This is a genomic window from Methanomassiliicoccales archaeon, assembly GCA_026394395.1.
Lineage (GTDB): Archaea > Thermoplasmatota > Thermoplasmata > Methanomassiliicoccales > UBA472 > UBA472.
In genome coordinates, this window is the sequence record JAPKYK010000001.1 from 247,762 (window position 1) to 274,190 (window position 26,429).

Sequence of the window (26,429 nt, forward strand, 5' to 3'; positions counted from 1 at the left end):
GGTAGACGCTTGTTGTTTTTAAAGAAATTTATTAGTCATATGTCGAGGAATATCCAAATTTCTATACATATCGCTAATTTTTAGGTATTTTATGAAGAATAGTACTATAAAAATAACCTTGATGACAGCATGCCTGGGCGTTCAGCCAGATGTTGCACCACCGTCCAAAGGTCCTGGCGGTCAGATGATGTGCAGTTCCTTCCCGATCTTCTCGAACTTGCCGATGGCGAAGTCGAGGTCCTTCTCGGTCAGAGCGGCGTTCATGATGGTGCGTATGCGCGCCTTGTCCTTGGCCACCATCGGGAACACTATCGGCAACGCGAAGACATCCTCCTGGTACAGCCTCTGGCTCAGCTGCCTGGCATTGGCGCTGTCCCCGACCATGACCGGGATGATGGGGGTGACGCTCTTGCCGGTGTCGAACCCCAGGTCCTGCATGGCTTTTCGGAAATAGTTCGTCCTGGCCCACAGGTTCCTCACGTGCTGCGGCTCGTTCTCCAGCACGTCTATCGCCCCGATGCAGGCGGCCACCACCGCCGGCGGGTGCGAGCCGCTGAGGAGCCAGGTGCGAGATTTGTTGAGAGCGAAGTTCTTGAGGTCCAGGGAACCGGAGACGTGCCCGCCGACCACGCCGAACGCTTTGGAGAACGTGCCCATCTCCACCTGCACGCTGAGGTGGTCCAAATGGAAGTGGGAGACGATACCTCGTCCGCCCTCCCCCAGCACGCCCTCGCCGTGGGCGTCGTCCACGTAGAGCATGGCGCCGTGTTGCTTAGCGAGCTTGGCTATCTGGTCCAGCGGGGCCATGTCCCCGTCCATGGAGAAGACGCCGTCGGTGATGATCAGGATGCGGCGGTAGGCCGGCTGCTTCTTCTCGATCTCCTCCAGTTTCAGGGCCAGGTCGCTGACGTCGCAGTGTTTGTAGATGGCCCTCTCCGCCGTCGATAATCGCACACCGTCAATGATGCTGCCGTGGTTGAGCTCGTCAGAGATGATGAGGTCGCCCTTCCCCACCAGCTGAGGTATGAGGCCAGAATTGGCGGCGAAGCCCGTCTGGTACACCAACGAGGCGGGGCACCTCTTGAACTTGGCCAACCGCTCCTCCAGCTCCAGGTGCAGGTCCATGGTGCCCGCTATCGACCTCACGGAGCCGGAACCGACCCCGTGGCTCTCTACGGCCTTCTTGGCCAGCTCCTTCATGTGCGGGTGATTGCTCAAGCCCAGGTAGTTGTTGGAGCAGAACATGAGCACCCTCTTCCCGTCGACCTTGCACCACGGCGTGCTCGCCCCTTGCAACTTGGCGATGCGCCAGTCCAGCGATTGGTCGACCAGGTCCTGGTACTCTTGCTTGAGGAATGAGGCGGGATCTCTCATAGAACGTCTCCGGAGGCCGGAGCGGTTCGCCCGCCAATTAAGCTTTCCCTCGGCCAGTTCAGAGTCTGCCCTGCTCCTTCCTCTTTCGGAGCCGGGCGAACATATCGTCGGCCAGGCGGTCCAGGTTCCACTCCGCCTTCCAGCCCCAGTCCTTTGTAGCACGTGAGTCATCCATGGAGTCCGGCCAGGAATCGGCGATGACCTGGCGGAAATCAGGCTGGTACTCTATCTTGAATCCCGGGCTGCGCTTGGCGACGATTTTCGCCAGCTCCGCGGCGGAGAAGCTCAGCCCATTAAGGTTGTAGGCCAGGCGAGTGCTGAGGTCCTTCGTGGGCGCCTCCATGACGCTGATGGCCGCGTTGATGCAGTCGGGCATGTACATCATCGGTAAGACGGTCATCTCGTTCACGAAGCAGGTGTACTGGTTCTTGCGCACCGCCTCGTAGAAGATGGCGACCGCATAGTCCGTCGTCCCGCCGCCCGGGGGCGTCTCCGCGCTGATTATGCCCGCGTAACGAACGCTACGGACGTCCACGCCATACTTACTATGATAGTAATCGCATAGGAGCTCCCCGGCGACCTTGGTCACGCCGTACATGGTGGTGGGTTGCAGGACGGTATCCTGAGGCGTATTCACGTGAGGACAGTTGTTGCCGAAGACGGCGATAGAACTAGGCCAGAAGACCTTGATGTTGCGCTTGCGGGCGATCTCGAGAACGTTGATCAGCCCATTCATGTTAAGGTCCCAGGCGAACTGGGGATCTTTTTCACCGATGCCGGAAAGGACCGCGGCCAGGTGGTATATGGTGCCGATGTCGTACTTCACGCACAGGTCGTCGATCTGCTTGATGTCGAGGATATTGGCGGTCTCGTAGGGACCGGCCTCCGCGAGCTCCTTGGAGGGAGCGCGGCTGTGGCCGACGGCTATGACGTTGTCGTTGCCGTACCTCTTTCTCAGTTCAACGATCAGTTCAGAACCGATCTGGCCGGTCGCGCCAGCTACCATTATCTTTCTGCTCAAGTGAACACCTTTGATCGTGCGAATGTCCCCAAAACGCAGGATGCAGATTTATATTCTATCGAGTTGGAGTTCGATGGTCCCATAATAAGGGCTGCATACAATGAGGATAAACCATAGATGATTGAGAAATGTGGAAAATTCATCTAAATAAACTCATATCATCTTATCGCTTTTACAGAAATATGGTTCATTACCAAAGAGATGGACGATCACCGATACCAGAATCGGAAACAACATCCCGGGTAATGAGCGCAAATCGTGGAAAGAACACTACACCAGAACTTAAGTTGAGAGGCGCATTAAGGAAAATCGGTCTACCCGGTTATAGGTTGAACTGGAAAGGAGCACCAGGACGTCCCGATATCGCATACCCACGTCTCAAAGTAGCTATCTTCGTCCACGGTGATTTTTGGCACAGATGCCCAGTATGTGCTCTTCCTCTACCTAAGACCCATACAGAATTCTGGGGGGCGAAGCTAGAACGGAACGTGCAGAGGGATCAAAAGCGATTATCCCAGTTAGAGGCCGACGGTTGGAAGGTCTTTGTATTCTGGGAACATGAAATCAAGGCCGATGTCGATCAATGTGCGGAAAAGATCAAAGCACACATCAAGGATCTCAATGCTTTTAGTAAATGATGCCCCGGTGTTTCATCCCATCTCGCGGAGTTTGCTTAGGACCTTTCTACCTTCCTCAGTAATTGTATATATCCTGTTCTTTGAGCTTTTTGGTGTCATGCATTTCAACAACCCATTCTCACTAAGCTCACCAAGTGCCCTGGAAACATGAGGAAGGTGTTCACCAGTGGTATCTGCTATATTGGTTGGAGTTCTCGGTCCTTTCTCAAGGGCTTCAAGAACAGACCTTCGGGTCTTTCCCTGCATAAATGATAGTAACTCCCACATACAAGGGATAATATCAACTCAGCTTTTACGAATTATTACCATATTGTTACCATATGGTATTATTTAGGTAATTTAAGGATATCATATTGGTAATAATGGATTTCGACCGTCAATAGCTGTCCCTACAATATGATGTGGGTTGCCTCTGAATGGGAAGACGTGCTTAGGACCGAAATTATCTCGGGCACTCCAGAGAACGTATTGAAGAAGAGAATTCAGTTAATAAACGAAGCAATAGCATGGGAAGGTTCGATAGAGGCCCCTAGAGAACATGTGGTTGGTCATAGCAATGATGGGGCGATCTTGTCCTTTAAAAAACCAGGTAAGGAAGCTAAGGCAGGTACCAATCCAAATGATATGAGGCCCACTATAAAATTCGGAGATAGCCCTCTCCCCTCACCTTCGTTCGCTTTTATATGGAAAGAGCTCACGAAAATCGCCGTTATCGATTTCGAGGCGTTCCGCGCAATTCTGATTTTGATATATCGTAGCGCCTATCTCTTGGACCATGAAGAAAATGGGGAGGGTCGTTTAAGGTACTCTCCAAGTCCGAAAATAAAGGAATGCATAACAGCATTGGACCATTTTGTCGGAGATAAGACAGAGTTTAGGAGCGTAGACGGATTGCTACGCTTCATCGACCTGTTGGGCTGGAATGAAGATGTGAAATACCACTCTTTCGAGGGCAAAGGGACCTTTACTGAAGGCAAGAACGCTGGAAAATCAAAGACAAAAATAGGTCGAGTAAACACGTTCCTAACATGCATCCGAATCCCATTCGAAGTCTCAAATTTTATGAAGGAATATCAGATGGAGAGATCTGATGGAAAGATCACCGACTTCGACCAGCTATACGATATAATGCAGGACCTGATTAATGGTCGGGGCGTGTGCCCGATTAGTATGGCAGATTTACCTGTTTATCTTAGCCCATATCTGACAACTAAAAATTCAGGGCAGTTCATCCTCAATCCACTTCAACGTACATTGATCTAATCAGTTTCATTGACCTTAGCAATAATGTTATTGATAGGGTCCGTCTTTCAGGGATTGGATGCAACGGACCGTCATCGAGCTGTTCGCTGGTGTGGGTGGGTTCCATCTCGGACTTTCTAGAAGCGGCTGGAACGTCGTATGGGCGGACCAGTGGGAACCAGGAAAGAAGGAGCAGTGGGCGTTCCGATGCTATGAGGGGCACTTCAACAGCTCTGGCACGCAATGTGTGAACGAGGACATCTCCAAGGTTGATACCTCTGAAATGCCTCCTGCAAAATTGCTGGTCGGCGGGTTCCCTTGTCAGGACTACTCAGTGGCCACCTCGAATGCCCACGGTATCGAAGGGAAGAAAGGTGTTCTCTGGTGGCACATTGAAAGGCTCCTCAGGGACAACATCGATAGAGGAACAGCGATACCATACGTCCTACTGGAGAACGTGGATAGGCTTGTGAAGTCCCCATCTAAACAGAGAGGCAGGGACTTTGGAATAATCCTTTCATGCCTCAACAACCTTGGATACGTAGCTGAGTGGAGAGTAATCAACGCTGCCGATTACGGATACCCGCAAAAGAGGAGAAGAACGTTCATCTTCGCCACACTAGCCAATGGCACGGTCGACAGGCTCTATTCTTCAAGGTCGGACGTCAAGGTCCTGACCAAGGACGGTTTCTTCGCCAAGGAGTTTCCCAGCGCACCCGTCAAGGGACAGAACGGCTCGTCCATCTGCCTTTTAGCCGACCTGGTCATGATGACCAAACAGTTCGAGTTCAATTTCGAGAATGCCGGGTTCATGAAGGACGGAAGGGTGTTCACTCTGAAGGTAAACACTACCCATGTCCGAGATAAAAAATCCGGAAAAGGCACCTTAGGAAGCATCCTCGAAAAAGATGTGGATGAAAAGTATCTGATTCCTCCGGAATGGATAGGTGATGAGGCCAACCGAGGGAACGAGGGGTTCAGAAATACCTGGAGATACTGCAAGGGCGCGAAGAACGAGGCCCGGGTCCATCGGAACGGACACGCCTATAGATATAATGAGGGAGGAATACCGTTCCCGGACAAGCTCGACGAGCCTTCAAGGACCATGTTGACCATCGAAGGCAATCGTAGACCTAACCGGATATGTCACATCATTCCGGTCGACCCGGAAAAGAACCTCTATCGGGTCCTGACCCCGGTCGAGACCGAGAGATTGAACGGGTTCGATGATAATTGGACGGAAGGAATGCCGGAGAAGTGGAGGTACTTCTGCATGGGCAACGCCCTTGTGGTCGGCGTCATAGAGCAGATGGGCAGGCGATTGATGGAACTCGCTAAAGAAGCTGATAAAAATACATCTGGATCCCCTGCAAATAGGAAAAAAGGGGGAACGATCATAGGACCACTGGACATATGCGATGGGTCAAATTGAAGCACTTTTTATATTTTATAAAAATTAAAATATTTCTGAGCACTCCCAACGGGAAGCACCCTCGTATGTAGCCAGTCAACATTTTCAAGGCCTTATCAAAATCGTGAAGACCTTCGAGCGACTTCCAGAAGCCATTTCCATTTTTTTCACAATAGTTTTAATTTGGGGCTATCCCCATTCTGAACAATATTCAGGTCGGGCGAATTCATGACATCCAAAGTCCGGGTCAATATGTTCCCATGCAAGAACACCTCGGAGATCGAGGTCAATACGACGGATGATGGGGATTACACCGTCAAAGTAAACAGTAGCTGTAAGAAGGTGACCAAGTTCGTTGATGGGCTGGGCCCCCTATCCATGACCGACCTGACCGACAAGAAGGAGAGCAAGGTCTTCCGTGACTTCATCAATTCAGATATGAGCGCGAATTGTTTGACGCTGTCCGGAGTCATCACGGCGGCCTGGATGGAGGCGGGTATGATCGCCAGGTCCTATGCGAAACTTGGCGTTCCGCTCAACATCGAGCTAATAGGGGACTGATCCCCGATCGATCACTCGTTGTGCGATTACATCAGGGGGCATGTCCCAACCCTCTTTTCCTCAGTTCATTCTCGATGAACGGCTCGGAGTCACAAGGGCAGCATCGTTACCGAGGGTGCATCCCTCAACGATAGTTCAAGAAAAGTTGAAATACTTTATCTAATGAATACCATCGACGATTTGAGCATCTATCTAAGACGGATATTAAGAAGTCCGATTCGAGATGAAAAGGTGAAAAATTGGGAATAAATCAAAGGAAGCGAAGTGAAAAAATGAAGAACGAAACGCAGGTAAAGCTGCCAGACTGGACCTGGGAATTCCATGGCCACCGCTGCCCGTTCATGCCGATAGGTTACCGGATGGGCGTGGTCGCCATGCGCGAGCTTGGGATCGAGAGGGTCAAGGACCACGGCGCGTTCGCCCTAGCGGAAATGGGCGTGGGGCATCCGCAGACATGCATGATAGACGGGGTCATGGCTGCCACCGGCTGCACCTATGGAAAGCTCATGATGGAACGTTTGAACTATGGCAAGGTGGCGATCACCCTGTACGCCCCGGGAAAGGGAGCGGTGAGGGTCTACCTCAACTCCGATTTCCAGGACCTGCTGGGCAAGGAGGAGTTCTTCGCCTACCGCAAGAAAGGGATCGAGCCATCGGACATCCCGGTCGAGCTGACGGAAAGGGTGATCAAGATGGTGATGGAGACCAGCGAGGAACAGATGTTCAAGATCGAAAAGAAGCCGGATTTCTCCTTCTCCCGCCCGAAAGGCTCGTTCGCCAAGGTCAAGTGCTCGAAATGCGGGGAATACACCTTCGAGCGCTACGTCCGGACCGTAGATGGCAAGTCCGTGTGCATCCCCTGCTCGGGGTTCACGGAATCAAGGATCGATGCCTTGAAGGGCATGCAGTAAAGAGGTCTCTAAAATGGGAACCGTCCTCCTGGTCGCCATCGTGCTGGTCTTCCTGATCGCGATGGTCTTCTCGATGTTCGGCCAGGGTGGGGGTTCGGTCTACACCCCCACATTATTTTTGCTCGGCTACGCGGTACTGATCTCAACCTCCACCTCCCTCGTCCTCAACCTGATCACGTCAGTGTCCGCAGGCTACATATTCTATCGCAACAAGATGATCGACTTCAAAACGTCCATGATCTTCGTGCCGGGCATATGCATCGGGGCTCTCATAGGCGGAGCCATGGGTAACTTTGTCGATACTACCGTCCTATTGTGGCTGTTCGTCATCTTCCTCATCGGGGTAGGGGCGCGGATGTTCTACACCTATTGGGAAAAGGGAAAGCCGGAGGGGGAATGTCCGACCGGTTTCACCCCGGCCATGTACGCGCTCATCACAGTCTTCGGGTTTGCTGTGGGGATACTTTCCGGCCTGCTCGGCGTCGGCGGTGGCATACTCGTCGTGCCCTTCATGGTCTACGTGTGCAAGTACCCAACGAAGTTCGCGGCCGGGTCGTCGCATCTGATCATATCTTTCTCGGCGCTCTTCGGGATCATAGGTCATTCGGCATACGGCAGCCTTAATCTTCCATTGATATTAGTGACGGGAGTAGCGGTGCTCATCGGAGGAAATCTTGGAGCGAGGACCAGTATGAGGTTCAAATCCGGAGCGATGAAGGCCGGGCTGGGCCTAATCATGTTGGCACTTGCCGCTCAGCTGATCTTGAAACTCCTGGGTTATATGTGAGGCGCATATAATGGCGAAGGAACGATCAGAACAGAGGCAGATGTCCTTGGCAGAGAGGCCCTGTTGCGCGGCCGCGGCAGCGCGCATGATCAAACAGATCAACGTGAACGGATGCTCAATAGGCCTTTCTCATCTCGATGAGGTCATGAACGAGATCAAAGCCATGGGTCTCCAGAACGATGCCGAAATCGGAGAGATACTACTGAAGAGGATCAAGATCTTCAATTATATCCCCCCGAGCGCAAGTTCGGAGTACAAGAGCGCATTGTTGGAGGAATATCGAAAACATTAGCATGAACGATCGAAGGACACAGGAAAATAACAATAGTTACGAAAATATTAATACAGTAAATTAGATACTTCAACATTATTTGAAATCCTTATTGTCTCGGCAGTGGGAGAGGTTGGGATGAACGGTGGAGATGCGATGTCCAGGTCTGCGCCGACAGGTGTGAAAACGCTATCCTTTTTAAACAAATACCTCACAGTTTGGATATTCGCCGCCATGGCATTGGGCATTGGACTGGGCGTCCTCATCCCCGACCTGGCTGATTTCCTTGATTCGCTCAGCATCGGCACAACGTCCATACCCATCGCCATAGGTCTGATATTGATGATGTACCCGCCCCTGGCCAAGGTCAGGTACGAGAAATTAGGAAAACTTTCTAGGATGCCAGATACCAAAAAAATGTTCTCGACCTCATTGTTCCTGAACTATGTTATCGGGCCTTTTCTGATGTTCACCCTGGCCTGGATCTTCCTGCCGGATTTACCTGAATATCGTATCGGGCTCATCCTCGTAGGGATAGCGAGATGCATCGCGATGGTGCTGGTATGGAACCAACTGGCAGATGGGGATAGCGAGTATGCCGCGATCCTAGTGGCCTTGAACTCGATATTCCAGATCATCCTGTTCTCGTTCTATGCCTACTTCCTCATAGCCGTTCTTTCCAATATCATATCTCCAGGTTCCGGCGTTAATGTAGAGATATCGATCGTGTCCGTGGCCATCAGCGTGCTGATCTACCTGGGCATACCCTTCTTTGGAGGGATGATCACCCGCTACACGCTCAGACCGCGAAAGGGCGAGGACTGGTACGACAACAAGTTTCTGCCTGTGGCCAGCAAGATATCGCTTCTGGCGCTGCTGTTCACCATCGTGGTCATGTTCTCTCTCAAAGGGGATTATATCGTCCAGCTTCCCTTCGACGTGGTGAGGATTGCCATACCTCTGTTGTTCTATTTCCTGATCATGTTCCTGCTATCCTTCTATCTATCCTGGCGTTTCAAGTTCGACTATCCTCACGCGGCAACCCAGTCGTTCACGGCTGCCAGCAATAACTTCGAACTCGCGATAGCCGTGGCGATCGGGGTGTTCGGCATCGGCTCGGGTGTTGCCTTTGCAGCGGTGATCGGACCTCTGGTCGAGGTTCCAGTGCTGATATCCCTCGTCAACCTATCTCTATACTTCCGTAGGAAATATTACGATGAGAACGGGAAATTGAAAAAATCAAACGCAAGGAGTGAAGAGAATGGATGAACGAACAAAGGAACTGGTGGCGATAAGCGCATCGGTCGCGGGGCATTGTCAACCCTGCTTCAAATACCATTTCTTAAAGGCGAAAGAACTTGGAATAAGCATGGAGGAGATCCGAGAGGCAGTGGGTCTGGCCGCTCGCATCAGCGGGATAGGGGACCAAAGGATGCTCGAGTTCGTGGAGGGGACGCTCCAAACGAGCTCATGATGTTCGCCCCAGATATCGAAACGGAAGAGAGCGATCATCGAAAAGAACGAGGAAATGGATGAGATCTTGGTGCTCCCGCCGGGATTCGAACCCGGGTCTTCGCCTACCTTCCACCGCCTTTCAGCGATGTCGAAAGGGCGGGATGATTGGCCGGACTACACTACGGGAGCCTTGTGCGCGTTGATATGAGAAAATATACTTAAACTTAGTGAATTGGAAACGCCGGGACATAAGCAGATACCAGACGAAATCGTTCAATGAACAAAATCCTTGAAGAGCTGAACGCTCACGACCGTTTGCCCTTCTTCGCCCGAGCGGATGGCAGGTTAGAATAGTCCACATGCACACCGTCACCGTCCAGCTCGATCTTGTCGATTGCCCTGAACTTGATCCGGGTCTCCTGTTTCGTAACCACCGGGACAAGGTAGCTCTCGTTCTCATGGGTCATCCCGCCCTTCCTCTGCCCGACGAACTCCCGGTGCCTCTGCAACCTTCCTTTCACCAGTTCGTTCGCCAGGTCCTTGGAGCTCAGCAAGCTCTCCAGGATGGCCGGCCTCAGCGTTCCGTCCAGCTCGTAACCGACGCTGTTCCTGCCTGCGGCCATGCACGCCATGGTCGTCGTCCCCGTCCCCAGGAACGGATCGAGGACCAGGTCGTCCCTTATCGAGAACATGTTGACCAATCGATAGGCCAGCTCCAACGGGTAGGCGGCGCTCCTCTTCCTCGACCTCGCGTCCTTTATGACCTGCCTGGTGCCATTGAAGGCCCATATATCGGAGAACCATTCGTTGCGCTCCTCCCAGAAGTAGGCGCTCTCGTACCTTCGTTCGTTCTCTTCCGCCGAGAACACCCTCTTCCCGCCCTTCCTGAATATTAGGACGTACTCGTGCTCGAGCGTGACGTAAGCACCGTTCGGCAGCATGCCCGAACCCATGAACTTGTTCGGCGCGTTGGTCTGCTTACTCCAGATAATCCCCGGAAGCTCGGAGAAGCCCAGATCCCTCATCTTGGAGATTATCCTGGCGTGATTGGAGTACAGCTGGAAGTCGCTGCCTATCTTTCGGGTGGCGTCCCCGATGTTTATACAGACCACGCCGCCCGTCCGGACCAGCCGGGGTAAGTTCCTCCAAACCTGGTCCAGCTGCCGGTGCATCCGTTCAAAGGCGCCGTTCCCGTCTTTATCCGTAAGACAGGTCCCAATCTCTGGGTCAAGCTTGGAGAACAGGTCATCCCACATCCCTATCATGGGATACGGCGGGGAGGTGACGATCAGATCAACGGAACCGCTCGGTAAGGCGCTTAGATCTCGTGAATCACCCACGATGATCCGATGGACCGTTGGTTCGACCATTGTCATCTGAGACAAGATTGCCCATACTAAATTATTTGCACCTTTTGAATTTTATATAACAATTATAAAAATTAATATTATTATATAATTAAATCAAAACAATAATCCCGTTCCCGTCCATCCCACGCCTCCAAGAATGTTTTATATATCAAAAAATAGGCTACCACTGCGCGTGGCCAATTCCAACAAACAGTGCTCAAAGTGCGGCAAGCCGTTCGTAGAATTGTACATCGTCCAAGTGGTCGCCGTCATCCTTGCGATCTATCTTTTCGCCATGTTCTTCTTCAACCTTCTGGTGATAGACGACGATTGGATGAAGGAGCAGCTTTCCTTCATGGAATCGTTCATGCCCTTCGGATTCGAATACATAATAATATCCATCGTCGCCCTGATGATCACTTTGCCCATACTGATGGCCGGCGTCCTTCCCATCTTAGAGAAGAGGCACAAGATGGCCGGCGGGACCATGGCCTGCGCGAAATGCAAGGACGTGATCGTCCGCGAGCAGCAGGAAGCGGCCACCAAGGCGCAACAGGCCCAGGAGGCCCAGGCCTACGCCTACATGACCAAGGTCGAGAACACAGAGAAGAACGATCCCTGGGTGGGCAAGCTGATCAAGGTCTGGAAGAACGACCACCCCAACCAACTGCCCGAAGAGACCATGCTCAACGAGCTGTCCATGGCCCACAACATGGAGCGCGCCGGCAATTACGAGAAGGCCGCGGTCATCCTGGAGAAGTACAGTTTCTATGAGGAGGCCGGGCGGGTGCGCAAGCTGGACGATGAGAAAGTAATAAAGCACATCACCGTGGACATGAACGCGCTCATCGACCAGATCAGCACGAAAGGTCTGGCCATACCCTACAAGTGCGCCTCCTGCGGCGCCAGCATCACCATCGACAAGGACTCCAAGAAAGAGGGTCTGAAGTTCTGTTCGTACTGCGGGACCTCATATAACATCGAGGACATGACCAAGATAATCCAGAGCGCCCTGGACTGACCTCGTGGTCTGCTCCAGCAGGCAACTCCTTTTTATCTCTGTTACACCAATGTTATATATCGGAACGGGTTTAAAGGAAACCTACCATTGGAGGCTTCCATTGAGCAACGAACCTTTCACCCAGGGAGACCAAAGCGCTGAGAGCGAGGAGATACTTCGCTGCCCGTACCCGAACAAGAAGGAGGGCGAACTATTCGGGATAGCGGACCAGCTGCTGGGTGCCTCCCGTATCAAGATAATGTGCGCCGATGGCAAGTCCCGCATGGGCCGCATCCCTGGCAAGATCAAGAAGAGGATGTGGATCCGCGAGGGCGACCTGGTCATCGTCAGCCCCTGGGACTTCCAGGATGACAAGTGTGACGTCCTTTACCGTTACACCAAGACCCAGGCCAACCATCTGAGCCGCAAGAAGGTCCTGCCGAAGAACCTGGACATATTCTGAGGGATCTATGCCCCACGAGGACAAGCACATCCTCAAGCTGGACCGCAAGGTCGAGCAACTGCGTCTAACACGTTCCTACGAGAGCTCGCAGGAAGGGCGCAAGGTCATGGAGGAGGTCTTCGACAACCTCACCCTCGGCGTCATCTTCAAGCTCACCTGCGAAAAGAAGATCGCCAGCGTCGATTTTCCCGTTTCCACCGGCAAGGAAGGCAACGTCTTCCGGGCCACCACTCCGGACGGCACGCTTGTGGCGCTTAAGATCTACCGCACCTCCAACGCCACCTTCAAGAACATCGCCAAGTACATCGAGGGCGACGCCCGCTTCAAAGGGCTCACCGGCAATCCGCGCAAGCTGATATACGCCTGGTGCACCAAGGAGTTCAAGAACCTCAACCGCCTGGAGCAGGCCGGGGTCCGCGTGCCGCATCCCCGGCGCTTCCTGAAGAACATCATCGTCATGGACTATATCGGCGACGCGGTCATGGCCGCCCCGCAGCTGCGCTCCGTCCGCGTGGACGAGCCGCAGAAGGTGTACCGCGAGATCATACGTTTCATGAAGCGCGCTTTCCAGAAAGCGAAATTGGTGCACGGCGACCTCAGCGAGTATAACATCCTCATGCACGAAGGAAAGCCTTACATAATCGACTGCGGTCAGGCCATGTTGACCGACCACCCCAACGCCGTGGAGTTCCTGAAGCGGGACGTGAAGAACATCAACCGCTACTTCCGCAGCATCGACGTCGAGGTGTGGAGCGACGAGACCGTCCTGAAGTACGTCCAGGGGGTTAGAGGCCAATGAAGATCGTGAAGGTTCCCAAGGAGCGCGTGGGCGCGCTCATCGGCCAAGGCGGCGAGACCAAGAGGTTCCTAGAAGAGAGGACCGGGCTCAAGATCTACATCGACGCCGAGGAGGGCGAGGTGTCCTTCGACGAGACGAAAACCGAAGACCCGTTGCTCCCGCTGAAGATCATGGATATTGTAAAAGCGATAGGCCGCGGCTTCGCCCCGCAGAAAGCCTTCCGTTTACTGGACGACGACGAGTACCTCGAGCTCATGGAGATCGACGACTACGTGGGGAAGAGCAACAACCAGCTGATCCGCGTCCGCGCCCGGGTCATCGGTGCCGGCGGCAAGACCCGCCGCATTATCGAAGACCTGGTCGGCGTGAACATCTCCGTGTACGGCGACACCGTGGGCATAATCGGCAACTCCGTGCAGATGCCGGTGGCCCGTACCGCCGTGGACATGCTGATGAGCGGTAGCGAGCACGCTACCGTCTACCGCTACCTGGAAAGGAAGCGCCCCGAGCTGCACATCGCCGAGATGGGCTTCGAGCTCTGAATGACGGGTCAGCCCTTGTCCCCGAACAGCTCGACGTTCTTGGCGCGGTAGTCGTCCAACCCCCGCCGCTCCGTCCTCCCATCCGGGAAAACGGTGATCCATGTCTTGGACGGGCCCCCCTTGCTTTCTTTGAGGCAGCTGCGGCTGCTTACGGTATTCGGATAATATGCGCGGGCGGTCATGGCCGCCGACTCCAGCTCCTCGTCCCCTGGTGTCCTGGACATAAGGAAGGGGCTCAGCTCCGCTCGGAAGGGATTTATGCGGAACTCCAGGTCCAGAGGGCGGCAGTCCGCCAGGAAGCGGGCTATCGCCACCACCTCGTCCTCCTCCACCAGTCCGGGGATGAACAGGGTGTTCACCACGGTGCAGATTCTGGAGCAGGCATAGGCGACGTTATTCAGGACCGGGGAGTTCGAGGCACCGGTGTACCACCTGTGCTTCTCATCGTTCACAGCCTTGACGTCCACCAGCAGCTCGTCCATGCCTGCCCTCAGCAGTGCATCGAGGAGCGCGGGCGTCAGCAGTGAGGCGTTGGTCTGCACGGTCACCCTCTTCGATATGTCCTTCAGGGACCGCACCAGGTGCACCAGGTACTCTTCGTCCAGGGTCGGCTCTCCCCCGGTCAGGAGCACCTCCTCCGGTCCTTTACCGTAAAGACCTTGGGCGGAGGTCTCGATCAGTCGTACTAGCTCGGGCACGGTAAGCGGGGGTCCCACCTCCTTCTTGGCAATGGAGAAGCATCCTCGGCAGTCCAGGTTGCATCCGGAAAGGGTCACCCAAACCCGGGGGACGTATTCCGACAAGGTGATGAAGGGGACGTGCCGGGAAGCGGTCTGCGTCCTTTCTGCCCCCTCATCTTCGGTGTTAGGCCGACGAGGCACGGCCTCACCCCTTCTGGTCCAGCAGCGCCTTCAGGTTGCGGGGGAAGATGGTGAGGTCCAGTCCCATCGGTTCCAGCCGGGCGGTCATCCTCTTGGCCTCTGGGCCACTGAAGTCGCCCTTCATTAGATAATCGGTCTCCTTTTCCGTCAGAACGTTGCAGTGGACCATCCAGTCCTTGACGCTCTCGTTGGCCGGGCATACTTTCTGGCATATCATGCAGCCCACCACAGCGTTGTGCATGCCCTCGGACACGTACGCGGGGAAGGGCATCTCCGTGGGCATCTCGTTGTGGTAGGTCAGGCACCTCTCCGCGTGCAATAGGAAACGGTCGTCGGATATAGCCTTGGTGGGGCAGGCTGCGGCGCAAGCGCCACAGTCATCGCATCTCTTCATGGCCCGCACCTCCTGCCAATCGTCCGGAAGCTCCCTGTTCGTGAAAAAGCTGGTCAGGCGATAGAAGCTGCCGTATTTCGGGATGTAGGTGATGTTGTTCCGCCCGTACTGCACCAGTCCGGTCCGAGCCGCCAGCGTCTTGTGCGGCAATATGGCGCGCATGAGATGCACCCCGTTCCCGTCGCCCCTCTCGATGAGGTCGACGATCTCCATGTCCACTTCGACAGCATGGGCGTAGGTGGGCGGGACGATGGCCTTGACCTTCCGCCCCTTCCAGACGAAGGTCACCTCGCAGGTGGGCTGTGGTACGGCCACCACGATCAGGCTCTTGGCCTTGGGGAAGGACTCAGGTATCTGATAACGGAAGCGGAACAGGTAGGTATCGTAGAGATATTTGTCCAGGGAACCGTCCTCGCGCCAGCGCTCCACGTCCCGCTTCACCTCGTCCAGGTGGGAGACGGACAGGGAGCTGACCAGGTATCCCTTGTCCCGCAGGAGCTGCAAGATGTCCTTATGTTTGACCATGGGTGCGTTTCGGCAAGAGCCATGGCTCCCGGGGGATTAATCTTTTGCCCGTTAACGATTGGTTAGGCTAACAACATTTTAATTAGGGGGAGGAGGTAGGCCGCTCGACCATGAAGGAAGTTCTCGAGCAGGCGCTGAAGGCGCAGGAGCGCGACCTGTGCGACCATTGCCTGGGCCGCCCGTTCGCCCACGTGGGCACGGGGACCACGGACGAAAAGCGGGGAGCGGAGCTGCGCGCGCTGATAGACGAGGACCGGGCCGGACGGGGGTTGGGACCGATGACGCACACCAGGTGCTCGGTCTGCGACGAGATCTTCGACCAGGTCCCCCGCTTCGCCGAGGCCATCGCCCTCAAGCTGCAGGAAGTGCAGTACGACAACTTCCTGGTGGGCACCCGGGTCGACCCGGTGGTGCAGGCGCGAGAGGAGGAGCTATGGTCCGTGGTGGGCCAGGAGCACGCCGAGCCCATCAAATCGGAGCTGAACCGGGAGATCGGCAAGGCGGTCTTCGCCATCACCTCCAAGGACGTCGATTTCAAAAACCCCCAGGTCGTGGCGCTGGTCGACACCCGCTTCGCCCACGTGGAGCTGGACGTCGCCCCCCTCTTCATCTACGGCCGCTATCGCAAACTGTCCAGGGAGATCCCCCAGACCAAGTGGCCCTGCCGGGTGTGCCAGGGGAAGGGCTGCCCCCGCTGCGGCAACACCGGCAAGATGTACCAGACCAGCGTGCAGGAGCAGATCGGGGACGTCATTATTCCTTACGCTAAAGCTAAGGAGCACTTCTTCCACGGGATGGGGCGTGAGGATATAGACGCCGTCATGATAGGGAACGGGCGGCCGTTCGTCATCGAGATAAGCTCTCCGGTGATACGCTCCCTGGACCTCGCCTCCCTGGAAAGGGAGATCAACGAGAAAGGCAAGGGACTGGTGGAGGTCGAAGGCCTCCGTCCATCTTCGCGCGAAGAGGTCCGCAGGATCAAGGATGCCACACCGGAAAAGGAGTACCGCGTGCAGGTGTCCATTCACGGCAAAGTTAATAAGGGTAAAGTTGATGAGGTTCTTCGCACGTTCAACAGAACCCGTATAGTCCAGCGGACGCCTGTTAGGGTGGCCCACCGGCGTGCGGACCTGAAGCGCGAACGGAGCATCGTCTATGTCGTCCTGGAGAATTTCCAGGAGGATAAGATGACGCTCCGCCTGCGCACCGAGTCCGGCACCTACGTTAAGGAGTTCGTACACGGGGACGATGGCAGGACGGAACCCAATCTCTCGGAGATGCTGGGGGTCCCCTGCACCGTGGACTCCCTGGACGTCATCGGGATCATCGACAGCAGCGAGGTATAGATATGGTCAAAGCATCGCACGGATTGAGGCGGAGAGGCAGGAACGTTCTAAGGAGGACCCCCAGGTCTCGCGGGCTTTCCGCCATCACCCACGAGTTCGTTCAGTTCGAAGTAGGGGAGCAGGCCCACATCCACCTGGACCCCAGCATCATAAAGGGCGCTCCGCACCTGCGCTTCCACGGCAAGACCGGAACGGTCACCGCCGCCCAGGGGCGCGCCTATGTACTGTCCGTCAAGGACGGCAACAAGTACAAGACGGTCATATCCCGGCCTGAGCACATGCGCAAAGTGAAGAACTGACGGTGGTTAAAATGACCGCTGATCGCTACGTCACCCTGGCCGAGGTCAAGGAGATGCTCGAGGTCGAGGCCAAGGACCGGGAGTTCACTCCCGAGCAGAAGCTGGCCCTGGAGCACGCCAAGGGAGCGAAGCTGAGCGCCGCGAAGGCCAAGGAGCTGAGGGCCAAGCTGTTGGAGCTTGACTTCATCGACGACATGAACACCTCCGAAATAGTGGCAGTGAAGATAACCGACCTCGTGCCCACCCACTTCGACGATATACGCCTGATCTTCCAGAAGGAGAGGCGGGTCATCGACAAGAAGCAGGGGGAGCAGATTCTTAAACTGGTGAACGAGTATCTTTAGGCTGGTGTCGATTTGGAGGACTACGCTCATATTCTTGACTTCCTACCGCAGGGGATACCCTCGGACCGCGGCTTCCGGAAGGAGCCAGTAGCGTACGCCCTAGGCAGCACCGAGTTCAAACTGTTCGAATTGGTCCCCAAGCCCGGGGTCATCATCAACCTGGGCGAGACCGTTTACATCGGCAAGGAGATGGAGCAGCGGGACAAGGTCCTGCATGTGAAGAGACGTGTCGCTTTCGAGGAGCTCACCGCCGGGGCGCAGTGCGAGCTTCCGTACGTCATACTGGAGATCGTGAAGGAGAACGAGCCCAAGTTCACGCAGTTCTTCAACGAGGCCCAGTCCATCACCACCCGCCACCACATGCTGGAACTGCTGCCCGGCCTGGGCAAGAAGACCATGTGGGCCATAATCGACGAGAGGAAGAAGGGGCCGTTCAAGTCCTTCGAGGACATCGCCACCAGGATACCCACCTTCAAGCACCCGGAGAAGGTGGTCTCCAAGCGCATCGAGTCCGAACTGGCGGACCCTACACAAAAATACCGCATATTCGTTTCTAGGTGAGATGATAAGCGTAGGGGAGCTGCGCTCCCTCCTTGAGCGGTACGGCGTGCGTCCTTCCAAGTCCAAAGGGCAGAACTACCTGGTGGACCGCCGCGTGGCCGAACGGGAGGTCGACTATCTCAACATCTCCCCGGACGACCGGGTCCTGGAGGTCGGCCCGGGCTTCGGCATATTGACAGAAGCGCTGCTCAAGCGCACCTCCAACGTCACCGCCGTGGAGCTGGAGGAGGGGGCGGTCAGGTACCTCAAGGACGCTTACCCGCAGGTGAACGTGATCCAGGGCGACTTCCTGGAGACGGAGGTCCCGGAGTTCGACCTGTTCATATCCAACGTCCCCTACAGCATCTCCTCGCCCCTGCTCTTCCATCTTCTGGACCTGAGGTTCAAGCGGGCGGTGATCATAGTGCAGCGGGAATTCGCCGAGCGCATGGCCGCGCCGGCCGGGGACACCGAGTATTCGCGGCTGTCGGTGAACGTCTACTACCGGGCGGAGTGCAAGCTGCTCGAGAACGTCCCCCGGTCTCGCTTCTGGCCTGAGCCGGAGGTCGATTCCACGGTGGTCCTGCTGAGGCCCAGGCCCGCCCCCTTTGCCTTGAAGGACGAGAAGCACTACCTGAAGCTGATCGATGTCCTCTTCCAGCAGCGGCGCAAGAAGATCGGCACCATCCTTAAGATGAAGCACATGCTCCCGGAGGGCGGACGGGAGACGCTTCCGTACCTGGACGAGAGGGTGGAGCGGCTGACCCCGGAGCAGATAGCCGAGCTCTCGGACCTGTTGCTCGACATGGGAACAACTTCATGCTCACATTGATTACACGGTCAACCAATCGATAATACGGGTGTTTACAATGGTCATCAGCAAGACCGGTATGCCCATAGCGACCCTGGGCGAAACGTTGAAGAAGGCGGGTCATCTGGAACTAAAGCCCCTGTGCGTGTTCGAGAGCAAGGAGGTCCTGGCAGGTAGCAAACCATTTGGCGAGGTGGACAGATGCTTGGCCAAAGCCGTTTTCATGTGCGCCAAAGGAGAGGAGCACCTCCTGCATATCGGTGCCGACGCCCGGTCCGGTGTATGTCCTGGTGGACAGACCTGGACTGGCCTGACGGAGATGGCCGAAGGACTGAAATTCTTCATATCGACAGGTACCGCGACCTTCAGGCACGGAGAGGCCGAATACTTGAAGCGAGACCCGGAGCTGGTCATGCGCAGCAAGGTCTTCGTGGGCAAGGTACGACCCCCAGATCGCTACCTGTGCATCATGCCCAGTCAGGACTTCCGCGAAGGAGAGGGGGTCCCTCGGGCCATCCTCTTGTTCGCCGGAGCGGAACAGTTGAGGAACATTCTGGCATTACACCACTTCGGCACTGCGGACGCCTTCACATCCACATCTGCGCCCTGGGGCCCCAGCTGCGCCTCCTTCCTCAGCTACCCCGCTGGGTTGGCCTCCAACTGCCCCGACCAGACCCTCATAATCGGTCCGGTGGATCCTACCGGCAACAAATGGATGCCCCCGGGCCTGATGTCCCTGGGGCTCCGTATCAGAGACGCGGAGCGCCTGGTAAGAGACCTGCCATCATCCTTCCTAAGCAAGCGTTCGCAGGTGGCCTTCCCGGAAGGGAGATGAACCTGGTGCCTGAGGCGCAGAAGTGACGAGCCGGTCTCAGGCAATCATTTTTTACCCAGGCCACCTTATGGATAGCAGGAGAGAAAATGCTCATCGGTATTGTCGGGAAACCCAACGTGGGCAAGTCCACGTTCTTTTCGGCGGCCACCATGGCCACAGTGGAGATCGCCAATTACCCCTTCACCACCATCAAGCCCAACAAGGGCATGGGCTTCGTGCGCGCCAAGTGCCCGCATCTGGACTTCAACGTCAAGTGCCAGCCTCGAAATTCTGCCTGCGAGAACGGGGTGCGCCTGGTGCCCGTCGAGCTTCTCGACGTGGCCGGGCTGGTCCCCGACGCCTGTCAAGGCAAAGGCCTGGGGAACCAGTTCCTCGACGATCTAAGACAGGCGGACGCCTTCATCCACGTCATTGACGCCAGCGGCTCCACCGACTGTGAGGGAAACTCCGTCCCGCACGGCAGCCACGACCCGGTGGAGGACCTGATCTTCCTGGAACGGGAGATAGTCCAGTGGATGAAGGGCATCATGATGAAGGGCTTTGACAAGATCGCCCGGGGAGCCCATCTAGAAGGCGATAAGATCGAGGAGGTCATCCACGAGCGCCTCACCGGCCTGGGGGTCACCGAGGCGCAGGTGTCGGCGGCCCTGCGCGCCTCCGACATGCCGGCCAAGATCATCGACTGGAAGGACGAGGACATGTTCCGCCTGGCGCAGCACATCCGCCGCCAGAGCAAGCCCATGCTCATCGCCCTGAACAAGGCTGATGTGGCCGACCCCGCCCTGATAAAGAGGCTGAGCGAACTGGAAGGCTTCATGACCATTCCCACCTGCGCGGAGACCGAGCTGGCGTTGCGTAGGGCGACCAAGGCCGGCCTCATCAGCTACACTCCCGGGGACGAGAAGTTCAAGGTCAACGACCCCGGCAAACTGAACGCCAATCAGAAGAAAGCATTGGACTACATGGCCCAGGTCATGCAGAGGTACGGCGGCACCGGGGTGCAGAAATGCCTGGAGATGGTGGCCTACCAGATGCTGGAACAGATCGTGGTCTACCCGGTGGAGGACGAGACCCACCTGACCGACCACGACGGCCGCGTGCTGCCGGACGCCTTCATGCTGAAGAACGGCAGCAACGCCAGGGACCTGGCCTACAAGGTCCACAGCGACCTGGGGGACAATTTCATAAGGGCCATCAACGCCCGCACCCACCGGGTGGTGGGGCACGACCACCTGCTGGAGAACGGGGACGTGATGACCATAGTGGCCAGGAGATGAGGCATGGGCGAATGGGACGTCCGGCTGCTCACCGCTTCCTACTCGAAGACGGACAACGACAACATCGTCGTCGAGCTGTACGGAAAGACGCGTGACGGGCGCTCCATCACCATGCGCCGCACCGGCTTCCGCCCCTACTTCCACGTGGCCGCGCCGCCGGAGGACGTGCTGCCCTACGTGCAGGGCAAGGACGACTTCCTGGCCATAGACCCCGTGGAGCTGTTCCTGATCAACAAGGGCCGGACGCAGACCTGCTCCAAAGTGGTTATCAAGTTCCCCTGGGTGGTGCCGCAGTACCGCTCCGAGCTAAAGAGGCAGGGCTTCGAGGTCTACGCCGCGGACATACCGTTCCACCACCGCTTCATCTACGACAACGATCTGCCGGCCTGCTTCACCGCCAAAGGCGAGGAGATCAAGGGCGATTACACCACGGACCTGGCCATCAACCTGCGAGGCTTCACCGAGATACCCCCCTTCACGCCGAAGCTGAAGGTGCTCAGCTTCGACATAGAGAACTCCATCACCGACCAGATGATCTACACCATCTGCTACGTCATCAAGGATGAGGGCGGGGTACGTAGCGGGGAACCGGTCACGGGGACGGAGAAAGAGATCATCGAACGCTTCACCGAGGTCATCCAGATGGAGGACCCGGACATCATCACCGGCTACAACATCGACGGGTATGACATACCGTTCATAATGGGGCGGGCCAAGAAGCTGGGGATAGAAGAGCTCAAGTGGGGCCGGGACCACTCCACCCCGCGCCGGGTGATGAACCGCTTCTGGCGCTGCACCGGCCGGCTCATCACCGACGCTTGGTGGGCGGTGAAGATCGAGATAAAGCCCAAGCAGGAGACGCTCAACGCCGTGTCCAAGCTCCTCCTGGGCGAAGAGAAGCTAGACGTGGACATGAAGATGAAGGTGGGCGAGGACTACGATCCCCGGGCCATCGACAAGGAATGGACCAACAATCGAGACAAGGTGCTGGCGTACTGCACGAGGGATGCCGAGCTGGCGCTCAAGATCCTAGGAAAGGTCGGCCGCATACGGAAAGGCATGGATTTGGCCGCCGTTTCGCGCATGCCGGTGGACGACGTGCTGAACAGTGGCTCCTCCCAGCTCATCGACTCCATAATGATACGCGCGGCCGACCGCCACGTCCCGCAGGTGGCCGTGCCGTTGACAAGCAACTTCGATGACGACGAGGAGGCCATCGAGGGCGGGTACGTGCACGAGATATCTCCCGGAGTATACCACTGGGTGTGCGTCCTGGACTTCAAGTCCATGTACCCCAGCCTGATCATCTCCCGCAACATCTGCTTCACCACCCGCGACGACAAGGGGGAGATAGTCTCCCCGTTGGGCGTGCACTTCCTGAGCAAGGAGCAAAGGCCGGGCATCCTGCCGTCGATACTGGCCGACCTGATGCACCGGCGCGACGAGACCAAGGCCCTGGCCAAAAAGGCCAAGGACCCCGAGGAGGCGCACTATTACGACGGTCTCCAAGCGGCCATCAAGATCCTCATGAACTCCTTCTACGGGGTGTTCGCCTCCTCCTTCTACCGCTTCACCGACCGCAGCATCGGCGGCAGCATCACCGCCTTCGCCAGGGAGACGACAAAAGGCATCATCAGTTCCCTGGAGGGAGAGGGGACCAAGGTCATCTACTCCGACACCGACTCGGTTTTCGTGCAGTCACCGCACGACAACATAGAAGGTTCCCTGGCCTTCGGCAAGGAGCTGGCGACGCGTTTCTCCAAGGAGGGCGGCTCCCTGGAGTTCGAGAAGATCATGGAGCCGCTCTTCTCCCACGGCAAGAAGAAGAGGTACGTCGGGCGCATGGTCTGGCCCAAGGAGGAGCTGGTCATACGCGGCTACGAGGTGCGCCGCACCGACGCCTTCGACCTGCAGTCCGAATCCCTGATGGCCATGTTCGAGTTCATCATGGACGGGAAGACCGAGGAGGCGGTGAAGTCCGCACGGAACTACGTGCAGGACACCCTGGCCGGGAAGGTGCCGTTGGAGAAGCTCATCATCTCCAAGGGCTGCCGGGCTTTCAAGGACTACACCAACCCGGAGGCCCAGGCCACCGTCCAAACGGCCAAGAAGCTCATTGAGATGGGGTACGAATTTGTCCCAGGCATGAAGGTCTCCTGGGTGGTCACCAACTCCCGCAGGAAGCCGCAGGAAGTACAACCGTACATCTCCGGCCAGGAGTTCACCTATACCCCCGACTACCGCTACTATGCGGAGCGCTTGGCGCAGACGCTGTCGCGCGCGACGGAGGTCTTCGGTTGGGGAGACAAGGACCTCATGAGCGGCAACCAGCAGGCCAACCTCTTCGACTACGATCCGGAGGAGAAGAAACCGGTCATAAGGCTGGAGCAGGTCAAGAAGACGGACAAGAAATTGTCGCTGGACGACTTCATGTGAGAGGCTCCGTGCGCATCGTTTAAATAGAGCTACATTATTTGAGGCCGCTGTAGCGAGATGCGTCTCGCCGGAGTTGTACCCCGAAAGGGGCGAATCCCGAAGCGCCACCCTTGGTGGCACTGGTGATACAAATGGTTGACAAGAAGGTTGACGATAACGAGGAAGAACCGAGGCCCGTGAACGGTAAGAGCTTTTACTCTTACATCTCCAAGGCCTGGGACCGACCCGAGGCTTCTTACGTAAAGGCTCTTCAATGGGAACGTTACATCTCCTGGAGGCGGGAGAAGAACTTCAGCCGCATCGAGAGGCCGACCCGCCTAGACCGCGCCCGCGCCCTTGGCTACAAGGCCAAGCAGGGCATCATCATGGTCCGTGGCCGCGTCCGCAAGGGCGGGCTGCAGAAGCGCAAGATCTGGAAGGGACGCCGGTCCAAGCGCGAGGGTATGAAGAAGATCACCATGGGCAAGAGCATCAAGAGGATCGCCGAGGAGAGGGCGGCCAAGCACTTCCCCAACATGGAGGTCCTCAACTCCTACTGGGTCGGCGAGGATGGCAAGAACGTGTGGTTCGAGATCATCCTGGTCGACAAGCACCACCCCTCGGTCATGGCCGACAAGAACCTGAACTGGCTGTGCGACAACGCCAACAAGGGCAGGGTCTACCGCGGTAAGACCTCCGCCGGCCGCAAGGGCCGCGGACTGCACTGGAAGGGCAAGGGTGCCGAGAAGGCCCGCCCCTCGGTGCGCGCCCACGACCACGGCATAAAGTAGGCCTCTGGCCTACTTAGAAATCTCTTCCAAACGCCTTTCCACTTCTTCTTTTGACATTCCGATGAGAGGATGGTATATCGGAACGTTCACGTCCAGGCGCGGAGCGGATGCTACCTCGGCCAGGTCCCAGCCCACAACCACGCCCGCGACCTTCCTGACATGCACTTCCCTCTCCAAGTGCCCGCTTATCTTCCAGGGCTCGGGGTCCCATCGTTCTAGTATATGCAACGCTTCCGGGTCATCGCCCAACAGCAGCACCCGGCAGCCCCGCTTCATCATCATCCAGGCGGCCAGCGCGTCCCTCCTATTTTCGATGACGGCCACCACCTTGCCCTGACTACCCATGGGAAGCCCGCCCGGCCCCTCCAGATACTCGCTGAAGACGTAGGCGCGCTTGTCGCGCACCTCCACGTAGACCACCAGGTCGGGATGGTGCAGGTCCACCCGCACCCCGCGGGGCTTCAATGCCTCGAAAATCTCCTCTCCGGCCTGGGCCGCCAGCTGCATGCTGGTATAGGGATGGGTGCCGTTCCGGCGGGCGTCCACCTTGAAGCTGCCGCTGTCCTTCAGCAGGGGGGCGGCCACCTGTAGCGCCAATTTACGGACCTCGCCGACGTCCGACGTGCATTCCCTCACTACGCTCAGCGAGGAGATGCCGAAGACCCGGCGCAGCACGGCCGCGGCCTCCTGCGGTTGACCGGTGGTGACGAAAAGGCGGCCGTACTGGCTTTCGATGAAGGCCTCCACTCGTTCCTGGGCCAGGGAGGCCATCATATTGTGGATGAGCACCCTCTCGAAGTGGCGGCGGATGCCCGGGCCCTTCAGCCCCATCTCGGCGTACCTGATCAACAGCAGGCCCATGCCCCTTCCATGCCAAGCGGGGTAATAAACAATTCTCCCGCTAGCATTATGAGATAGGGCGGGAATGACCGGAGGATGGATGCGCTGGTCCTGTTGCTCGTCGCCGTGCTGTGCATGAGCGCAGGCACGATCGGCGCGATGATGGGCATCGGCGGAGGACTGATCATCATCCCTCTGCTGACCCTCGGCTTCGGCATCCCCATGCAGGAGGCCATCGGCGCCAGCCTCATCGGCGTGATCGCCACCTCCACCGGGGCGGCCACTAAATACGTCAAGCAGGGGCTGACCAACGTGCGGCTGGCACTGTTCCTGGAGATGTCCACCACCGTCGGTTCGATAGTCGGCGCGCTCATCGCCGTCTACACGGACCAGACGGTTCTCTTCCTGCTCTTCTCCATGCTCCTGGTCTACGCCGGGCTCACCATGCTCCGTCACCGGGAGAAGCGCATCTCCCCCGAGGACGCGGCCATCGACGGCCAGATGCTGGACCTTTCCTGTCAGTACGTCGACCCCAAGGACAGCTGCGAGGTCAGTTACGGGGTCAAGGGCCTGAAGAAAGGGCTGGCCTACAGCTCCGTAGCCGGCATTCTCTCCGGGCTGCTGGGCGTCGGCGGCGGGCTGATCAAAGTGCCGGTGATGAACGTGTGCATGTGCGTTCCGTTGAAGGCGGCCACGGCCACCAGCAACTTCATGATCGGGGTGACCGCCCTCACCGGCGCCATAATCTTCTACGGGCACGGGCTGCTGGACGCCTACCTGTGCGCCGCCGTGGCCCTGGGCGTGTTCGCCGGGGCGTATGTGGGAACGGTGCTCATGGCCAAGCGTTCGTCGGAACAGCTGCGGGGCTGGTTCGCCGTCCTGCTGTTCATTGTGGCCGTGACCATGGTCCTGAAGGCCTTCGGCATCTACGGAGGTGCCTGATGACCTCCCAGGTCAACCTCTGCCATGTGGTGCAGCCCATATTGCGCTGGGGCATGATATCGAGCTTATGTATGATGCTGATCGGATTAGCAATAGGGGCGGTCGAGGGCACGGAGGCCACCGGCGTGCTCTCGTTGGACCGCATCCCCGCTGGACTAGCCGAGCTGGATCCCCTGGCCTTCCTGACACTGGGGCTGGTGCTGCTGATCGCTACGCCCCTGACCAGGGTGGTCGGGGCCTTGTTCGTCTTCCTCAAAGAAGGCGACCGCAAGTTCATACTGATCTCCGTGGCCGTTCTGCTCGCGGTCACCGCCGCCGTCCTTCTCGGGGCGACCTGAGCCTCGACATCTGTGGAACCGCATAGT

General features: G+C 57.0%; 29 protein-coding genes and 1 tRNA gene. 22 read left to right on the plus strand and 8 right to left on the minus strand.

The annotated features are described in order from the left end of the window. Nucleotides 1-180 precede the first annotated feature (180 nt). The 3 genes from NT131_01290 to NT131_01300 all read right to left on the minus strand — a co-directional run bounded on the left by NT131_01290 (nucleotide 181) and on the right by NT131_01300 (nucleotide 3,279). On the minus strand, nucleotides 181-1,374 hold the full coding sequence (locus tag NT131_01290) for an aminotransferase class I/II-fold pyridoxal phosphate-dependent enzyme (GenBank protein MCX6650284.1): 1,194 nt from the start codon (nucleotides 1,372-1,374) through the stop codon (nucleotides 181-183). Between the two features lie 58 nt (nucleotides 1,375-1,432). Further along, complete coding sequence (locus tag NT131_01295) at nucleotides 1,433-2,395, minus strand: NAD-dependent epimerase/dehydratase family protein (protein ID MCX6650285.1); 963 nt, start codon at nucleotides 2,393-2,395, stop codon at nucleotides 1,433-1,435. A 650-nt stretch (nucleotides 2,396-3,045) separates the two neighbouring features. Next, a complete protein-coding gene (locus NT131_01300; protein ID MCX6650286.1) occupies nucleotides 3,046-3,279 on the minus strand; it encodes a winged helix-turn-helix domain-containing protein in 234 nt (77 codons plus the stop codon). A gap of 150 nt (nucleotides 3,280-3,429) precedes the next feature. Between NT131_01300 and NT131_01305 the strand changes: the two genes are divergently transcribed. The 7 genes from NT131_01305 (at nucleotide 3,430) to arsB (ending at nucleotide 9,485) form a co-directional block, all read left to right on the plus strand. Continuing rightward, nucleotides 3,430-4,296: a hypothetical protein gene (locus NT131_01305; protein MCX6650287.1), complete on the plus strand. Its 867-nt coding sequence runs from the start codon at nucleotides 3,430-3,432 to the stop codon at nucleotides 4,294-4,296. 58 nt (nucleotides 4,297-4,354) lie between these two features. Beyond that, nucleotides 4,355-5,707, plus strand: a complete 1,353-nt coding sequence (dcm, locus tag NT131_01310) for a DNA (cytosine-5-)-methyltransferase (GenBank protein MCX6650288.1) — start codon at nucleotides 4,355-4,357, stop codon at nucleotides 5,705-5,707. A 207-nt stretch (nucleotides 5,708-5,914) separates the two neighbouring features. Beyond that, nucleotides 5,915-6,247: a hypothetical protein gene (locus NT131_01315; GenBank protein MCX6650289.1), complete on the plus strand. Its 333-nt coding sequence runs from the start codon at nucleotides 5,915-5,917 to the stop codon at nucleotides 6,245-6,247. Nucleotides 6,248-6,519: 272 nt separating this feature from the next. Beyond that, complete coding sequence (locus tag NT131_01320) at nucleotides 6,520-7,158, plus strand: FmdE family protein (protein ID MCX6650290.1); 639 nt, start codon at nucleotides 6,520-6,522, stop codon at nucleotides 7,156-7,158. 13 nt (nucleotides 7,159-7,171) lie between these two features. Further along, nucleotides 7,172-7,945 (plus strand): sulfite exporter TauE/SafE family protein, encoded by a 774-nt coding sequence (locus NT131_01325; GenBank protein MCX6650291.1) that lies wholly within the window; start codon nucleotides 7,172-7,174, stop codon nucleotides 7,943-7,945. Between the two features lie 10 nt (nucleotides 7,946-7,955). Then, entirely contained in the window at nucleotides 7,956-8,237 is a 282-nt protein-coding gene (locus NT131_01330) for a hypothetical protein (GenBank protein MCX6650292.1), read from the plus strand. Nucleotides 8,238-8,396: 159 nt separating this feature from the next. Next, nucleotides 8,397-9,485 carry an ACR3 family arsenite efflux transporter gene (arsB, locus tag NT131_01335; protein ID MCX6650293.1) on the plus strand — a complete coding sequence of 363 codons (1,089 nt, stop codon included), beginning with the start codon at nucleotides 8,397-8,399 and terminating at the stop codon, nucleotides 9,483-9,485. A 272-nt stretch (nucleotides 9,486-9,757) separates the two neighbouring features. On the opposite strand, the gene NT131_01340 is transcribed toward arsB, so the two are convergent. Continuing rightward, nucleotides 9,758-9,860, minus strand: a tRNA-Glu gene (locus tag NT131_01340). A 116-nt stretch (nucleotides 9,861-9,976) separates the two neighbouring features. Then, nucleotides 9,977-11,041, minus strand: a complete 1,065-nt coding sequence (locus NT131_01345) for a site-specific DNA-methyltransferase (protein ID MCX6650294.1) — start codon at nucleotides 11,039-11,041, stop codon at nucleotides 9,977-9,979. Between the two features lie 172 nt (nucleotides 11,042-11,213). Here NT131_01345 and NT131_01350 point away from each other — a divergent pair, with 172 nt between their 5' ends. The 4 genes from NT131_01350 to NT131_01365 all read left to right on the plus strand — a co-directional run bounded on the left by NT131_01350 (nucleotide 11,214) and on the right by NT131_01365 (nucleotide 13,824). Beyond that, complete coding sequence (locus NT131_01350) at nucleotides 11,214-12,041, plus strand: hypothetical protein (GenBank protein MCX6650295.1); 828 nt, start codon at nucleotides 11,214-11,216, stop codon at nucleotides 12,039-12,041. 100 nt (nucleotides 12,042-12,141) lie between these two features. Continuing rightward, on the plus strand, nucleotides 12,142-12,483 hold the full coding sequence (eif1A, locus tag NT131_01355) for a translation initiation factor eIF-1A (GenBank protein ID MCX6650296.1): 342 nt from the start codon (nucleotides 12,142-12,144) through the stop codon (nucleotides 12,481-12,483). Nucleotides 12,484-12,490: 7 nt separating this feature from the next. Then, entirely contained in the window at nucleotides 12,491-13,282 is a 792-nt protein-coding gene (locus NT131_01360; protein ID MCX6650297.1) for a serine protein kinase RIO, read from the plus strand. After that, nucleotides 13,279-13,824 (plus strand): KH domain-containing protein, encoded by a 546-nt coding sequence (locus NT131_01365; GenBank protein MCX6650298.1) that lies wholly within the window; start codon nucleotides 13,279-13,281, stop codon nucleotides 13,822-13,824. The genes NT131_01360 and NT131_01365 overlap by 4 nt, the downstream gene beginning before the upstream one ends. A gap of 8 nt (nucleotides 13,825-13,832) precedes the next feature. On the opposite strand, the gene NT131_01370 is transcribed toward NT131_01365, so the two are convergent. Together NT131_01370 and NT131_01375 are read right to left on the minus strand one after the other, a co-directional pair. After that, complete coding sequence (locus tag NT131_01370) at nucleotides 13,833-14,705, minus strand: radical SAM protein (protein MCX6650299.1); 873 nt, start codon at nucleotides 14,703-14,705, stop codon at nucleotides 13,833-13,835. Between the two features lie 4 nt (nucleotides 14,706-14,709). After that, nucleotides 14,710-15,624, minus strand: coding sequence for a 4Fe-4S binding protein (locus tag NT131_01375; protein MCX6650300.1), 915 nt, complete (start codon nucleotides 15,622-15,624; stop codon nucleotides 14,710-14,712). A 110-nt stretch (nucleotides 15,625-15,734) separates the two neighbouring features. Here NT131_01375 and NT131_01380 point away from each other — a divergent pair, with 110 nt between their 5' ends. The 9 genes from NT131_01380 (at nucleotide 15,735) to NT131_01420 (ending at nucleotide 24,282) form a co-directional block, all read left to right on the plus strand. Beyond that, complete coding sequence (locus tag NT131_01380; GenBank protein MCX6650301.1) at nucleotides 15,735-16,970, plus strand: tRNA pseudouridine(54/55) synthase Pus10; 1,236 nt, start codon at nucleotides 15,735-15,737, stop codon at nucleotides 16,968-16,970. 2 nt (nucleotides 16,971-16,972) lie between these two features. Then, on the plus strand, nucleotides 16,973-17,269 hold the full coding sequence (locus NT131_01385; GenBank protein MCX6650302.1) for a 50S ribosomal protein L21e: 297 nt from the start codon (nucleotides 16,973-16,975) through the stop codon (nucleotides 17,267-17,269). Between the two features lie 11 nt (nucleotides 17,270-17,280). After that, nucleotides 17,281-17,613, plus strand: coding sequence for a hypothetical protein (locus NT131_01390; protein ID MCX6650303.1), 333 nt, complete (start codon nucleotides 17,281-17,283; stop codon nucleotides 17,611-17,613). 12 nt (nucleotides 17,614-17,625) lie between these two features. Next, complete coding sequence (locus NT131_01395) at nucleotides 17,626-18,174, plus strand: DUF655 domain-containing protein (GenBank protein MCX6650304.1); 549 nt, start codon at nucleotides 17,626-17,628, stop codon at nucleotides 18,172-18,174. A 1-nt stretch (nucleotide 18,175) separates the two neighbouring features. Further along, complete coding sequence (rsmA, locus tag NT131_01400) at nucleotides 18,176-18,985, plus strand: 16S rRNA (adenine(1518)-N(6)/adenine(1519)-N(6))-dimethyltransferase RsmA (GenBank protein MCX6650305.1); 810 nt, start codon at nucleotides 18,176-18,178, stop codon at nucleotides 18,983-18,985. A gap of 37 nt (nucleotides 18,986-19,022) precedes the next feature. After that, on the plus strand, nucleotides 19,023-19,799 hold the full coding sequence (locus NT131_01405; protein ID MCX6650306.1) for a DUF169 domain-containing protein: 777 nt from the start codon (nucleotides 19,023-19,025) through the stop codon (nucleotides 19,797-19,799). Between the two features lie 86 nt (nucleotides 19,800-19,885). Next, nucleotides 19,886-21,076, plus strand: coding sequence for a redox-regulated ATPase YchF (locus NT131_01410; protein MCX6650307.1), 1,191 nt, complete (start codon nucleotides 19,886-19,888; stop codon nucleotides 21,074-21,076). Between the two features lie 3 nt (nucleotides 21,077-21,079). Beyond that, nucleotides 21,080-23,512 (plus strand): DNA polymerase II, encoded by a 2,433-nt coding sequence (locus NT131_01415; protein MCX6650308.1) that lies wholly within the window; start codon nucleotides 21,080-21,082, stop codon nucleotides 23,510-23,512. 131 nt (nucleotides 23,513-23,643) lie between these two features. Continuing rightward, entirely contained in the window at nucleotides 23,644-24,282 is a 639-nt protein-coding gene (locus NT131_01420) for a 50S ribosomal protein L15e (GenBank protein ID MCX6650309.1), read from the plus strand. Between the two features lie 9 nt (nucleotides 24,283-24,291). Here the strand turns inward: NT131_01420 and NT131_01425 are convergent, their stop codons facing one another. Beyond that, on the minus strand, nucleotides 24,292-25,143 hold the full coding sequence (locus tag NT131_01425; protein ID MCX6650310.1) for a THUMP domain-containing protein: 852 nt from the start codon (nucleotides 25,141-25,143) through the stop codon (nucleotides 24,292-24,294). A gap of 75 nt (nucleotides 25,144-25,218) precedes the next feature. Between NT131_01425 and NT131_01430 the strand changes: the two genes are divergently transcribed. Together NT131_01430 and NT131_01435 are read left to right on the plus strand one after the other, a co-directional pair. After that, entirely contained in the window at nucleotides 25,219-26,064 is an 846-nt protein-coding gene (locus tag NT131_01430) for a sulfite exporter TauE/SafE family protein (GenBank protein MCX6650311.1), read from the plus strand. Then, a complete protein-coding gene (locus tag NT131_01435; GenBank protein ID MCX6650312.1) occupies nucleotides 26,064-26,402 on the plus strand; it encodes a DUF1634 domain-containing protein in 339 nt (112 codons plus the stop codon). Before NT131_01430 ends, NT131_01435 begins: the two co-directional genes overlap by 1 nt. Nucleotides 26,403-26,429: the final 27 nt, after the last annotated feature.